At 57.6% G+C, this 13644-nt stretch carries 12 protein-coding genes; 6 read left to right on the forward strand and 6 right to left on the reverse strand.

Annotation, left to right across the window (positions count from 1 at the left end; translation table 11 throughout):
• The first annotated feature begins 132 nt into the window (after window positions 1–132).
• Together tkt and ABD827_RS15270 are read left to right on the forward strand one after the other, a co-directional pair.
• Window positions 133–2133, forward strand: coding sequence for a transketolase (gene tkt / locus ABD827_RS15265; RefSeq protein ID WP_344965537.1), 2001 nt, complete (start codon window positions 133–135; stop codon window positions 2131–2133).
• Between the two features lie 808 nt (window positions 2134–2941).
• Window positions 2942–3694: a hypothetical protein gene (locus ABD827_RS15270; protein WP_344965538.1), complete on the forward strand. Its 753-nt coding sequence runs from the start codon at window positions 2942–2944 to the stop codon at window positions 3692–3694.
• A gap of 162 nt (window positions 3695–3856) precedes the next feature.
• On the opposite strand, the gene bamJ is transcribed toward ABD827_RS15270, so the two are convergent.
• From bamJ to ABD827_RS15285, 3 genes are all read right to left on the reverse strand, one after another.
• A complete protein-coding gene (gene bamJ / locus ABD827_RS15275; protein ID WP_344965539.1) occupies window positions 3857–4327 on the reverse strand; it encodes a BamJ family beta-barrel-assembly machinery protein in 471 nt (156 codons plus the stop codon).
• Window positions 4328–4632: 305 nt separating this feature from the next.
• Entirely contained in the window at window positions 4633–5961 is a 1329-nt protein-coding gene (locus tag ABD827_RS15280) for a sensor histidine kinase (RefSeq protein WP_344965540.1), read from the reverse strand.
• Window positions 5942–6622, reverse strand: a complete 681-nt coding sequence (locus ABD827_RS15285) for a winged helix-turn-helix domain-containing protein (RefSeq protein WP_344965542.1) — start codon at window positions 6620–6622, stop codon at window positions 5942–5944. The genes ABD827_RS15280 and ABD827_RS15285 overlap by 20 nt, the downstream gene beginning before the upstream one ends.
• A 147-nt stretch (window positions 6623–6769) precedes the next feature.
• Between ABD827_RS15285 and ABD827_RS15290 the strand changes: the two genes are divergently transcribed.
• Window positions 6770–7258, forward strand: a complete 489-nt coding sequence (locus tag ABD827_RS15290; RefSeq protein ID WP_344965543.1) for a GlcG/HbpS family heme-binding protein — start codon at window positions 6770–6772, stop codon at window positions 7256–7258.
• Window positions 7259–7327: 69 nt separating this feature from the next.
• Here ABD827_RS15290 and ABD827_RS15295 read toward each other — a convergent pair whose 3' ends face one another.
• Window positions 7328–10273, reverse strand: coding sequence for a sensor domain-containing phosphodiesterase (locus tag ABD827_RS15295; RefSeq protein ID WP_344965545.1), 2946 nt, complete (start codon window positions 10271–10273; stop codon window positions 7328–7330).
• Window positions 10274–10444: 171 nt separating this feature from the next.
• Between ABD827_RS15295 and ABD827_RS15300 the strand changes: the two genes are divergently transcribed.
• Together ABD827_RS15300 and ABD827_RS15305 are read left to right on the forward strand one after the other, a co-directional pair.
• Window positions 10445–10864, forward strand: a complete 420-nt coding sequence (locus ABD827_RS15300) for a YeeE/YedE family protein (RefSeq protein WP_344965546.1) — start codon at window positions 10445–10447, stop codon at window positions 10862–10864.
• Between the two features lie 2 nt (window positions 10865–10866).
• Window positions 10867–11286, forward strand: coding sequence for a DUF6691 family protein (locus ABD827_RS15305; protein WP_344965548.1), 420 nt, complete (start codon window positions 10867–10869; stop codon window positions 11284–11286).
• 325 nt (window positions 11287–11611) lie between these two features.
• On the opposite strand, the gene bcp is transcribed toward ABD827_RS15305, so the two are convergent.
• Both bcp and ABD827_RS15315 read right to left on the reverse strand, forming a co-directional pair.
• Window positions 11612–12076, reverse strand: a complete 465-nt coding sequence (bcp, locus tag ABD827_RS15310) for a thioredoxin-dependent thiol peroxidase (protein WP_344965550.1) — start codon at window positions 12074–12076, stop codon at window positions 11612–11614.
• Window positions 12077–12093: 17 nt separating this feature from the next.
• On the reverse strand, window positions 12094–12621 hold the full coding sequence (locus ABD827_RS15315) for a glycine cleavage system transcriptional repressor (RefSeq protein WP_298719160.1): 528 nt from the start codon (window positions 12619–12621) through the stop codon (window positions 12094–12096).
• 131 nt (window positions 12622–12752) lie between these two features.
• On the opposite strand from ABD827_RS15315, the gene dapA reads away from it, so the two are divergent.
• Window positions 12753–13640 (forward strand): 4-hydroxy-tetrahydrodipicolinate synthase, encoded by an 888-nt coding sequence (gene dapA, locus ABD827_RS15320; protein ID WP_344965552.1) that lies wholly within the window; start codon window positions 12753–12755, stop codon window positions 13638–13640.
• Window positions 13641–13644 lie beyond the last annotated feature (4 nt).

Below are 13644 nucleotides of genomic sequence, written 5' to 3' on the forward strand. Positions count from 1 at the left end.
GCCCACTCCGTTTGGCCACCCGTTAGACTATCCGTTTGAGCTGGGAGATTAGATTTGCGCCCTCAGGCCGTCTTTGGGACAATACCGCCGTTTTCTTCACCCCTTTCAAGTTAATGTTCTCAGGAGATGTCGATGCCTTCTCGTCAAGTGCTGGCCAATGCCGTGCGCGCACTCAGTATGGATGCGGTACAGAAAGCCAATTCCGGTCACCCCGGCGCCCCCATGGGCATGGCGGATATCGCCGAGGTGTTGTGGCGCCACTACCTCAAGCACAACCCCGGCAACCCCAACTGGGCTGACCGCGACCGCTTCATTCTGTCTAACGGTCACGGCTCCATGCTGCTGTACTCTTTGCTGCACCTGACCGGCTATGAGCTGTCCATCGACGATCTCAAACAGTTCCGCCAGCTGCACTCCAAGACCCCGGGCCACCCGGAGTACGGTTATGCACCGGGCATCGAAACCACCACCGGCCCTCTGGGTCAGGGCATCACCAATGCCGTGGGCATGGCCATCGCCGAAAAATCCCTGGCCGCCCAGTTCAACCGCCCCGGCCATGAAGTAGTAGACCATCACACCTACACCTTCCTGGGTGACGGCTGTCTGATGGAAGGCATCTCCCACGAAGCCTGCTCCCTGGCCGGTACTCTGGGTCTGGGCAAGCTGATTGCCTTCTGGGATGACAACGGCATCTCCATCGATGGTGAAGTAGACGGCTGGTTCAGCGACGATACCCCGAAGCGCTTCGAAGCCTACGGCTGGCAGGTGATTGCCGACGTGGACGGCCATGACAGTGCGGCCCTGACCGCCGCCATCGACGCCGCCCGTGCCGACACTTCACGCCCGACCCTGATTTGCTGCAAAACCGTGATCGGTTTTGGCTCGCCGAACAAGGGCGGCAGCCACGACTGTCACGGTGCACCGCTGGGCGAAGCTGAAATTGCCGCTACCCGCGAGCAGTTGGGCTGGAGCCATGCGCCGTTTGAAATCCCTGCCGACATCTATGCCGAGTGGGATGCCAAAGAAAAAGGCAACGCTGCAGAAGCACAGTGGAACGAGCAGTTTGCCGCCTACGCTGCCGCTCACCCCGAGCTGGCTGCCGAGTTCAAGCGTCGTGTCAACGGCGAGCTGCCGGCCGACTGGGCCGCGCAAAGTGCCGATTTCATCAAGACGCTGCAGGCCAACCCGGCCAAGATTGCCACCCGCAAGGCGTCCCAGAACGCACTGGACGCTTTTGGTGCCATTCTGCCCGAGCTGCTTGGCGGCAGTGCCGATCTGGCCCCCAGCAACCTGACCATGCACAAAGGCTCCCAGCCCATCAGTGCCGAAGATGCCTCCGGTAACTACCTGCACTATGGTGTACGCGAGTTCGGCATGAGCGCCATCATGAACGGTATCGCCCTGCACGGCGGTTTTGTACCTTATGGCGGCACCTTCCTGATGTTTACGGAATATGCCCGCAACGCCCTGCGCATGGCGGCATTGATGAAGCAGCGCTCCCTCTTCGTTTACACTCACGACAGCATCGGTCTGGGTGAAGACGGCCCGACTCACCAGCCGGTTGAGCAGATTGCTGCGCTGCGTCTGACCCCGAACATGAGCACCTGGCGCCCCTGTGATCAGGTTGAGTCTGCCGTGGCCTGGAAAGCGGCCATCGAGCGCAAAGACGGCCCGACCTCGCTGATTTTCTCTCGTCAGGGGCTGGGTCAGATCGATCGCACCGACGCCCAGCTGGCCGACGTGGCCAAGGGCGGTTATGTGCTGAAAGATTGTGCCGGTACGCCCGAGCTGATCATCATCGCCACCGGCTCCGAAATCGAGCTGGCCGTGGCCGCGCAAGAGCAGTTGAGTGCCGACGGCAAGCAGGTACGGGTGGTGTCTCTGCCCTGTACCGACGTGTTCGATGCCCAGTCTGCCGAATATAAGGAAAGCGTGCTGCCCGCCGCCGTGACCAAGCGTCTGGCTGTGGAAGCCGGCATCAAAGACTACTGGTACAAGTATGTCGGCTTTGGTGGCGACATCATCGGCATGACTACCTTCGGTGAATCGGCTCCGGCCGGTGATCTGTTCAAGCTGTTCGGCTTCACCGTCGACAACGTGGTAGAAAAGGCGAACGCCCTGTTAGGCAAGTAAGTTGTCCTAAGCATGAGCGTTATTGCTGAATGAAAAAACCGGCTGCGGCCGGTTTTTTTGTGTCTGAAGAAGAGGGGGGCAGTCTTTTGTAGAGGCCGCTTCAGCCGGCCGGTTCTGCGCAGCAGAACCTAAGCTCTGTTATTCAGCTCAGAGGCAACCGGGTAGCCTCTTCCGACACGCTAAACCGCATCCCTGCGACGCTCAGCACATGACGTCCTGTCATGTGATGGTCGGCTGAGGCTATCCCAGCCGCCTCTTCATTAGCAACGAAGTCGCCAGTTAGTACTTTCCATTAAACAAATGCTCTCTTTCATCTGGGCATAAACGTCGGACAAAGGGCCAACTCCCCCGACACGCCGTCAATCCTTCCCTTGAGGCTCCGCCGCGCCATCCCTGGCGCGGAGGGTCGGCGGAGCAGATCCCTTCATCCTCCCTGATGCACCGGAATGGTCTGTTGGCAGAGGCCACCGCATACGGCGGTATTTCCTTGGTTTTTCAATTGCACTTCACCGTAACCCCGTCCAGAATGGTCTCATATGAAGTTCATGGCCTATGTAAATGAATGAGCAGAAAGTCGCGGTTTGAAAACTTGGTGTCTTATATCAACTATTTTTCATTACGTGCCCAAAATGCTCGTTTTGCTGCAAGCTGGTGCTTACATGTTTTCATTGAAACTTAAAAAAACATCAAATATCAGATGGTTGTAGTTAGGGTGTTCGTTGATATCGAATATGACCAAGGATCAATATGAGCATGAGTGTATATGCGCATGCTTAGTATTAAAAATGTTAGATTTCAGGAGAGAATCGTGGAAAATCGAAGCTATGAATTGTTTAAGGAAATAATGGATAGCTCAGGGATGAAGTTTCATAATCGTATGAAAAGTCACAGTTTTAGCTACAACATATTCTCCATGAATCTCAAGGAGCTTAATGAAGGCTTGAAATTGATCGAAACGCCTCAGGTTGGTCTAAAACTAATGTCTGAGGAAAATAGAGAAGCTGGGCATCAAGCGCATAGAGAAATTAATAGACTATTTCACAACTTTATTGCGTCAGCAAAAACACTAATTGAGCACACAAGGATATTTGTTGATAAACACTACAAGGATACTCCCCTACATCAAGCGTATGCTCAAAAAATTAAGTCTGAATATGCAGAGGATGAGTTATGTAGGTTTATCCAAGACTTAAGAAACTATATGCTCCATCAAGGTCTCCCTCATAGCCAAATGTCCATTAGCTTCACTAGAGGGGAGCCTGATTTCGAAAGTACTATCAGCTTAGAGACTGAGAAGCTTATTTCGTGGAGCCGATGGTCAGCTTTTAGCAAATCTTTTTTAGCCAAGCAAAGCAAGAATATAAAGCTATCTGATCTAGTGACACCGTATGGTGAAAAAATTAATTCTTTATATGAGTGGTTAGATGCAAAGTTTCTTAAACACCATTCAGGCGACCTAAAAGCACTTGAAAAGCTACAAATAGAATATCAAAGCTTAGAGCAAGAGAAATCTAACAAATCAAGCCAGCATGACGCCAGCGGAGCTGGCGCCTCTGCTTGAGGCGTTATAACTAAATTCCTTCCATTTAGGCTCCAAGCTTGGTTAAGCAGAGTTTAAAGCTGACTTGATGGAAGCTTTGGCTGACCTGCTGCATTACGCCAGTGGGTCAGCCAGGCTTTTTATCATAGTGTCTGTGGCGTAGAGAGCAGGGCGCTATTGAAGTTATTCGATTTCCAGCAGTTCCACTTCAAAAATCAGCAAGGATCCCGGTTTTATGGTGCCGGCGGGGCTGTTGCCGTAGGCGAGTTTGGATGGAATGAAAAACTTGAACTTGTCACCCACTACCATCAATTGCACGCCTTCGGTCCAACCTCTTATTACTCGATTCAAGGGGAAGCTGATGGGTTCACCACGTTCTACCGAGCTGTCAAATACGGTGCCGTCCAACAGGGTGCCATGGTAATGCACGGTGACCGTTGATTTGGCGCTGGGGTGAGTATCACCTTCGCCTTTGGTCAGTATTTGATACTGTAAACCGGAGGCGGTTTCCTGCACATCATCATTGGTTTTGTTCTGGGCTAAAAACTCGTTTGCTGCCGCGATGTTTTCAACCGCCGCCTTCTTGTGATTTGAATTTCTGATGATGTAAAAGCCCACGACCAGAATGACGACCGCCAAAATGAAAAATTTCATTACTTATCCTGTGAATGTTGAGATGTTCGTATTCTAGCACTCGATGCTTTTCGAGGTAACACCAATTCCATTAAGCATTTGATCATATTGACATTCCTCATTAACGCCGACTCCCCCCAGACAGTGCTAACAGGCCACGCAGGAGCATCAGGGAGAATGAAGGGTCTGCTCCGCCGACCCTCCGCGCCAGGGATGGCGCGGCGGAGCCTACATGGACGTATTCATGGCGTGTCGGCGGAGCGGGCCCTTTATCCTCTCCTTACCGTGCCACCCAATAGATCGGCTATGTAACCGCTTTGTCCGTATCAGCCGCCCGGAAAACGACACTCGATACGGGTGCCGCCTTGATCCGAGTCGACGGTAATACGGGCACTGTGATTGTCGAGTATCGCCTTGACCAGGGTTAGCCCCAGCCCGTGGCCGGGACTTTGCCGGCTGCTGTCGGCCCGGTACAGCCGTTCGAACACATGGGGCAGGTCGGCCTGAGCGATGCCGATGCCCGAGTCGATAAACCGGACCCGAATGTTACCTTGTTGCCGATGCGCTTCCAGCCGAATACTGCCCCCCGCCGGAGTGTATTTGAGTGCGTTGTCGAGCAGGTTGGCGAAGGCCTGGCGCAGGGCCTGGGCATCGCCCCGCAGCCGCAGATCGTCGTCGATGTTGGTGGTCAGTTGCACGCCCTTGTCTTCGGCGGCCATGTCGTAGAGATCGACCGTGTCGCGCAGAATTTCGTCCAGTTCGCAGTCGCTTTCGTGGGCCGGATCCAGCCCCTGCTCGGCGGCGGTAATGGCCAGCAGATAGCCGAGCAGGGCCTCCATGCGCTGGTTTTCTTCGGCGCAGTCGAGCAGGCTTTCGCGCCACTGAGCGGCATCGTCACTCGACAGCGCCTGTTCCAGGCTGAGCCGCTGGCGGGTGAGGGGAGTGCGCAGATCGTGGGCGGCGCTGTCCAGGGCATGACGCAGGCCGCAGACCAGCCGATGAATCCGGCTCATCTGCTGGTTGAACAGCAGAGTCAGCCGGCCCAGCTCGCTGCGCGGAGAGGCGGTAAGCGGCACCGGCTGTTCCAGCCCGTCTCGTTGCAGACCGGCCACCCGCAGGATCAGCCCTTGAATGGGCCGCAGGGTGCTGTGGGTCAGCCAGGCCACCAGCAGCAGGCTGAACAGCAGCATGGGCAGCATCAGTTGCAGCATGGTCAGCCGGTAGCGAGCCAGATCCTGCTGCCGCGGCCCGGCATCAAGCGCTATGTGCAGCCGGTGGTCGCCAATGGCCATGCTCTGGCTCCAGCTACCGTCGTCCAGCAGCCCCGCCGTTTGAGCGGGCAGCGACGGGCCCGCCACAAACAGCGGCTGGCCGTCGGGGGCGTCGAAGCGCAGCCGGTAGTGGCTGAGTTGCAGAAACTCTCTATCCCGGTGCAATACATGCAGCAGCTTCTCGGGGCCGGCGTCCTGGCCGACCCGGTGATAATTTTCCTGCAGGGTGCTGACCAGCTGTTGGTCTTTCTCCAGCAGGCGCTTGCCCAGCAGGTGATCCCCGGCCAGCAGCAGGCCGACGGTCACCAGGGTCATCAGCAGCAGATACCAGAGGGTGAGGATCCAGCCGGTGGCGAAGCGGGGTTCAGTCGATACGCAGGACATAGCCTATTCCTCGCAGGGTATGCAGCAGTTTTTGCGGGTGATCCTTGTCGAGCTTGTTGCGCAATCGGCAGATCAGCACATCGACCACATTGGTCTGGGGGTCGAAACGATAGTCCCATACTCGCTCCAGAATCTGGCTGCGAGACAGTACCCGGCCCTGATGGCGCAGCAATAATTCCAGCAACACATATTCCCGTGGTTGCAGTTGCAGACGTTGGCCGGCGCGACTGGCCTGCTTGCCCAGCGGATCCAGGGTCAGATCGGCCAGTTGCAGGGGACGCTCCGACGAATGCGGATGCGTGTTGCTGCGGCGCAGCAGTACCTCTACCCGGGCCAGCAGCTCGCTGAAGGCAAAGGGCTTGGTCAGGTAGTCGTCTCCACCCAGGCGTAATCCCTGCACCCTGTCATCCACCGAGCGGCGAGCGCTCAGCATCAGGATGGGAAAGCCCATGCCCTGGCCGCGCCATTGTTGTACCAGGCTAAGGCCGTCCTGACCGGGCAGCATGATATCGACGATGGCGAGAGCGGGGGCGCCTTCTCTCGCGGCCAATGCCGCCTCTTCCGCCCGCACATAATGCCGTATTCGGTAGCCCTGCTCAGCCAGTCCGCGCCGAATAAAGTCGGCAATTTTGGCGTCGTCTTCCACCAGCAACAGTTCCATTGGCGCTTTCCGTCATGCATTGATAAGCCGGTATTGTAACAGTGACGCCGGGGGCTGCCTGCTCCCCTTTCATTCTGTAATGAAGCGGTAATGCAGTGGCACGGGGGAGTGGGTATAGTGATTTGGACATTTACCACGGAGACAAAAATGATGAAAAAATATCTGGCGTTACTGGCCCTGGCCAGCCTGGGAGCTCAGGCGCAAACCGTCAACACCACAGTGCTCAGTACCGCTATGCTCAGCACCGATACGGCCCAGCAGCTGGTGACCGAGGGGCTCAAGCACTGTGCCAACGACGGTTACCACGTCACCGTGGCGGTGGTGGATCGCTCCGGTGTGCTCAAGGCGCTGGCGCGTGATGAGCTGGCAGGGCCGCACACCATAGAAAGTGCACGCAAGAAAGCCTATACCGCTGCTTCTCTGGGCAAGTCTACCGCCGAATATGCCAACCTCATTGCCGAAAAACCGGGCCTGGCCGGATTGCGCGACATGCATCCGGACATCCTGATGCTGGGTGGCGGACTGCCGGTACGCGTTGGTGAGCAATTGGTGGGCGGTATCGGGATTGGCGGCGCCCCGGGTGGCCATCTGGATCAGGCCTGTGCCGAGGCGGCCATCGAGGCGGTATTGCAGTAACGACCGTCGGAATACTCGTGACCGCAACAAGCTGGCCATAACGGCAGATCCGATGAAGGCCTGCCGTTATTACTCTACCAGCCAGCGCAGTAACTCGGCTTCCGGCATGGGCCTCGCCCGCAGGTAGCCCTGATAGGCCGGACAGTGCAGCTCGGCCAGGGTGGCCAGCTGCGGCTCGGTTTCCACGCCTTCAGCCACCACGCTCATTTCCAGGGTACGGGCCAGATCCAGCAGGCAGGCAATGATGGCCCTGTCTTGTGGCCGTTTGTCGATATGCTGAATAAAGGAGCGATCCAGCTTCAGTTCATCCACCGGCAGCTCCCGCAGGTAGGCGAAAGAAGAATAGCCGGTACCGAAATCGTCGATGGACAGGTTCACCCCCAGCGCCTTGATTTGCGCCATGCGCGTGCGGCTTTCCTGCAGGTTGTCGAGTATCACCCCTTCGGTTACCTCCAGCGTCAGCCGGTGTTGACAGGCCGGGTATTGTTGCAGCAGCAACGCCAGCCGGGAAACAAAGTTGGCGCTGTGAAAATGGCGGGCACTGATGTTGACCGATACCCGGCCCGGCTGATGGCCCTCGCTCTGCCAGCGCTGAATACGGCTGCAGGCCTGTTGCAGTACCCAGTCTCCGATATCGCAGATGAGCGAGGTTTCTTCCGCTATCGGAATGAAGTGGCCGGGCGGGATCGGCTTCTTGCCCGGCGGGTGCCAGCGCAACAGTGCCTCGACGCCCAGCGGCTGGTTGTCATTCACCTGCTGCTGGGGCTGAAAATACAGCTCCAGTTCATCGTTGATAAGCGCCTGTTGCAGGGCATTGGATATGCGCACCCGCTCCTGAACCTCGTCGGCCATTTCCTGGCTGAAGAACACATGGCTGCCGGGGGCGACCCGCTTGGCGATGTGGTTGGCGGTATCGGCCTGACGCAGGTATTCTTCCAGCCCCATGCCGGTCACCGGAAACAGGCTGATGCCGATGCTGGCGCTGAGATGCAGGCGCAGGCTACCGAGCTGAAACGGTAACAGAAACTGTTCACGCAGGCCCAGAGCCAGCTGTTCGGCCCGGGTTTTGGCACCGGTGTAACCGTGGCTGAGTTCGGGACACAGCAGAACGAACTCGTCGCTGGAAATGCGCGCCAGGCTGATACCTTCCGTTTGGCCGGCAAAGCCATGCAGCCGTTCGGCAACCTGTACCAGCAGGTCGTCGCCGGTGGCATAGCCGAGCGAGTCGTTGATGTTCTTGAAGTCATCGAGATCGAGCAGCAACAAGGCGCCGCGCGTCGATTCATGCTCGGCCAGCGCCACCGTATGGGCGATATGCTCCACCATGAAGCGGCGATTGTGCAGGCCGGTCAGTTCATCGAAATAGGCCATCTGCTCGATGCGCTGCTTGTCGGCCTTCTGCTCGGAGAGATCTTCAACACAGCAGACATAGTGCATGATGCCCAGGCCATCCCGCACCTGGCTGATGCGAATGCTGACCGGCAACTCGCGACCGTCGGCGCGCAGCAGACGTTGCTCACCCTGCCACCGATGCTGTTGCTCCATGGCGTGCACAATGGCGTCTATCGTGGTGCTGTGCGGATCCTCGGCGCGCAGGTTCAACGCCGAGCGGCCGGTCAGCTGGTCGCTCTCATAGCCACTGATGTTGGCAAAGGCCTGGTTGGCGCGCTGTATCTGCATGTGGCTATCGGTGATAAAGAGTCCTTCCTGGGCATCAAAGGCCGCCGCCGCCACCATTAATGCTTCCTGATCCCGGCGGCGCAGCAGCTCGTCTCTTACCCTGTTTTCCAGTTGATCCAACAGACTCTGCAGGGCGGTGGTCTGGGTCAGTGGTTGCCTGAACAGCAGGGCCAGAATGCCGATGGGCTGCTGATGCTGATCTTTTATCGACAAGCCGATATAGGCCTGAATGCCTTTTTCCTTCAGTACCCGGTCGTCGGGAAATCGTTCGGCGGTATGGTTATGGTGAACACAGATGTTGGCTGAAGGCTGAAGGCTGAAATGACAGGGAGTTCCGGCCAGATGATAGCTGAATTGGGGCTGCAGCTGATTGTCGGTATAGCAGGACAGCACCCGTACCTTGTCTTTTCGAGCATGTTGCAACCCCACCAGGGCGATATCGGCGCCGCACAGGGTGGCCAGTTGTTGCATCAACTGATTGAAAAAGTCCTGTCCGGTATGGTGCGACAGCACCGGGGTCAGCTGGCCGAGATGAATATCGGCGATGGGGGCAGGCATGGCAGGTGCGGCAATGAGTCCGGCCAGGCGGGCGGCGATGACCGCAACAAACTGCATGTCTGCGGCGGTGACCGGCGCGCGTTGCCGCCGGTATTCCAGACTCACCAGCCCGACTATCGCCTTATCGACCAGCAGGGGCACATCGAGCCGGTGCTGAATACCGTCGGCTGGCAGGTAGCCGAAGGCACTCAACAGTGGCTGCTCGGCACAGTGGCTGTAACTCAAGCCACCTCTTTGTTGCAGAGTACGCAGATAACGGCGTTCGGCCTTGACCGGTTGCAATGAAAAGGGCAATCCCTGGCTGTACAAGGGGCGCAGCACTTCTTCTGCCGCATAGTGACGCCACAATATCACCCGGTCGGCGTTCTGCTGACCGATCAGGGTGTCCATCAGCATCGGCATCTGGGCCGCCAGTGACGAGGGCGCTTGCTCCCAGCCTTGCTGCAGCTGCCATTCCATCAGACCCAGTTCGTCGTCCCGTTGAACCTTGCCCATCTCGGCACTAAGCAGCCAGTGGCGGTTTTCGGTAGGGGCCAGGTGACATTGCCAGCGACGGCCGGCGATGGTCAGGCCGATGCTGGCGGCTTGCTCTGCCGCGCACAGCTGTTCCAGCTGGCGACGGTCGTTATCATCAAGCTGACAGAGCAGCGAGCGATCGGCATCGGGCAGGCGAATATCATCGGCGGGCAGCGCGGTTAACGGAGCCAGGCAAAACTGCGGATCCAATCTGAAAAAACACAGATGATGATGGGGGCGATTCAATGCAGGTAACTGCATGGTGCTGATGTTCCTTGTGAGTACACACTTGCCGAATGGCGCCCATCTTGCCGACTGATCGCCGTCTTGTAAATAACAGGACACCGATTCGCCACCATGCATACATAAGCTATTGCTAAACTAAAAGTGTGCGGTATCATTAGCATTATCTAATTTAAATGGAGTGGTGTGATGACCATAGTGAACTTCACCCCCTGGACTGCATTGCTGGGCGGCATATTCATCGGCAGCAGCGCCCTGTTGTTGCTACTTGCTGCCGGGCGTATCGCCGGAATTAGTGGAATCATTGCGGGAATTGGCAGTATGCCGGATAAACGCTGGCGTATCGCTTTTGTGGCGGGATTGATGCTGATGGCGTTTTTTCTGTTCGACAGCGGCGGGTTTACCGCCCCGTCACTGGAGCGTTTTTCCGTCATCAGGCTGGTGCTGGCCGGCTTGTTGGTCGGCATCGGTGCCCGGCTGGGTAATGGTTGCACCAGCGGCCACGGCATCTGTGGCATGGGGCGGCTGTCGTGGCGTTCGGTGGTGGCGACGCTGGTGTTTATGGCGGCGGGCATCATGACAGTGACACTGTTTGGATTGGGAGCATAACCATGTTGCTATTGATTGCACTGCTGTCGGGCGGCTTGTTCGGGCTGGGCCTGGTTGTCTCCGGTATGGTCGATCCGACCAAGGTACAGGGGTTTCTTAATCTGTTTGGCGACTGGGACCCCAGCCTGGCGCTGGTGATGGGCGGGGCGCTGGCGGTGTTTGCCCCCGGCTACTGGCTGTGGCGCCGAACAGGGCGAAGCCAGTGTGCGCTGGGCACCGAACTGCCCCGGGTGCCGGCGCCGCTTATCGATAAGCGGCTGGTGTTAGGGGCCCTGTTGTTCGGTATCGGCTGGGGGCTGGCGGGCATCTGCCCCGGGCCGGCACTGGGGCTGGGCGCCAGTCTGCAATGGCAGGCCGGCGTTTTCATCGCCGCCATGCTGGCCGGATTCTGGCTGGTAGGACGGTTCAACAAGCCGTCTTGAAATAGACTGATTGGTTGGGTTTAAATTCAAATCGAGTTCAGAGGTAACACAGCCACCTCTCACGACACGCCATAAACTCATCCCTGAGGGCTCGGAAATGCCATCCTTGGCATTTCACGGTCGTGGGAGGTCGGCTCCGTTACCTCTTTCTGATCTCCGCGTTGCCCGAAGACATCGCCAACAGACGACTCTGTAGAATCAAGGAGGCCAAAGGGATCTGCTCCGTCGACCTTCCGTTTCAGGGATGAAACGGAGAGCGTACATGGATGTATCTATAGCGAGTCGACGGAGCGGGCCCTTTGGGCGAGGGCCCTGGTATCAAGGATCACTCGTTCAGGTAATCCATCACCACCTGGTGGTGATCCTTGGTCTTGAACTTGTCGAACACCTTGGTCACGGTGCCTGACTCGTCAATCAGAAAGCTGATGCGGTGAATGCCGTCGTATTCCTTGCCCATGAATTTTTTCAGACCCCATACCCCGAAGGCGTCGGCCACGGCGTGGTCTTCGTCGGACAACAGGGTGAAGTTGAGCGCGTCTTTTTCCTCGAATTTCTTCAGCCGGGCCACCGGATCCGGGCTGATGCCCAGCACCACCACATTTTTCTGCTCCAGCTCGGCCCGGCTATCGCGCAGGCCGCAGGCCTGTACCTTGCAACCCGGGGTCATCGCCTTGGGATAAAAATACACCAGTACTTTTTTGCCGCTGAAGTCGGCCAGGCTGACCGGTTTGTCGTTCTGATCATGCAGGGTAAAAGAAGGGGCGGGGCTGCCTGCGGGTAAATAGGTCATCGACGAACTCCTTGAAATTATTTGCGTTTGAGGCGAAGGCTGTGTCGTTCGCATTCCAGCTCGCGGCACAAGCAATCGACGGCGTCTTCGGCTTCGCTGTCGATCAGCTGCTCGGGCAGGTTAAGCTGAAAATGCGCCTGAAACTGGCCGGACTCGGCGCCGGTCAGGGTCTGGCTCTGCATGGCCTGAATGTCCCAGCCCCGGTCGCTGAAAAACTGGGTGCAGCGGTTGACGATGCCGGGGCGGTCGGCCACCACCAGCTCCACGTCGGCGCTGAGGGCATAGCTCGGCTGGCTCAGCACCTGAGTGCGCTTCATCATGGTGATCAGGGCCTGACTCTGGCCAAACAGCGGCAGTGTGGTCTCGAGTCGGGTGATCTGGTTCCAGCTGCCGGACAGCAACAGGATAAAGGTGAACTCGTTGCCGAAGATGCCGAGACGGCTGTCGACGATATTGCAGCCGCAGTCGGTGACCTGGCGCGCCACTTCGTTCACGATGCCGGCTCTGTTTTCACCAATGGCGGTGACCACAAGATGATGCGTCATCTGGCTATCCGAAAAGGTCGGTGGAAGAGGGCGCCATGGTAGCACAAATAGCAAGGGGCTCCAGCGCCTCTCTTGTATTCCGAAGGGGGCGCCACTACCATAGCCGCTCTTGATCCTTAACGGAATTTACTATGTTCAGCGGTAGCATAGTGGCACTGATTACGCCGATGACGGCGGCGGGCGAGGTCGATAACGACAGCCTGAAGCGACTGGTGGATTATCATGTGGCCAGCGGTACGGCGGCCATCGCCGCCATGGGCACCACCGGCGAGTCGCCGACCCTGAGTACCGACGAACACCTTGAGGTGGTGCGTCGGGTGCTCGAATTTGCCAATGGCCGCATTCCGGTGATTGGCGGCTGTGGCTCCAACAATACCCGCCAGGCCATTCGGCTGAGCCAGGCCATGAAAGCAATGGGCGTGGCGGCGGGACTGTCGGTGACGCCCTATTACAACAAACCGTCACAGGCCGGTTTGCTGGCGCATTACTCCGCCATTACCGATGCCTGTGATTTGCCGCAGCTGCTTTACAATGTGCCTGGTCGTACCGGTTGCGATCTGTTGCCGGAAACGGCGGGACGACTGGCGGAACTGGGGCCGGTAATCGGCATCAAGGATGCCAGCGGACGTCTTGACCGGGTCAGCGAGCTCAAACATTGTTGTGGTGACGATTTTCTGTTGTTCAGCGGCGATGATCATCTGGCGCTGGATTTTGTTCGTCTGGGCGGTCATGGCGTGATTTCGGTCACCGCCAATGTGGCGGCGGCCGACATGGCTGCCCTGTTTAGGGCCGCGCTGGTCGGCGATTGGGCGCAGGCTGAAGTGATCAACCAACGTCTGTTGCCGCTGCATCAGCATTTGTTTTGTGATACCAATCCCATACCGGTGAAGTGGGCCTGTGCCGAACTCGGGCTCATCGACACCTCAATGCCGCGTTTGCCCTTGATCCCCCTGAATACGTCGGGGAAGGAACAGCTAAGGGAAGCGTTACTTAAAGCGGAGTTAACAGGGCGTGGATAAAACG

Origin of the sequence: Oceanisphaera sediminis, assembly GCF_039539745.1 — a bacterium.
GTDB classification, from domain to species: domain Bacteria; phylum Pseudomonadota; class Gammaproteobacteria; order Enterobacterales; family Aeromonadaceae; genus Oceanimonas; species Oceanimonas sediminis.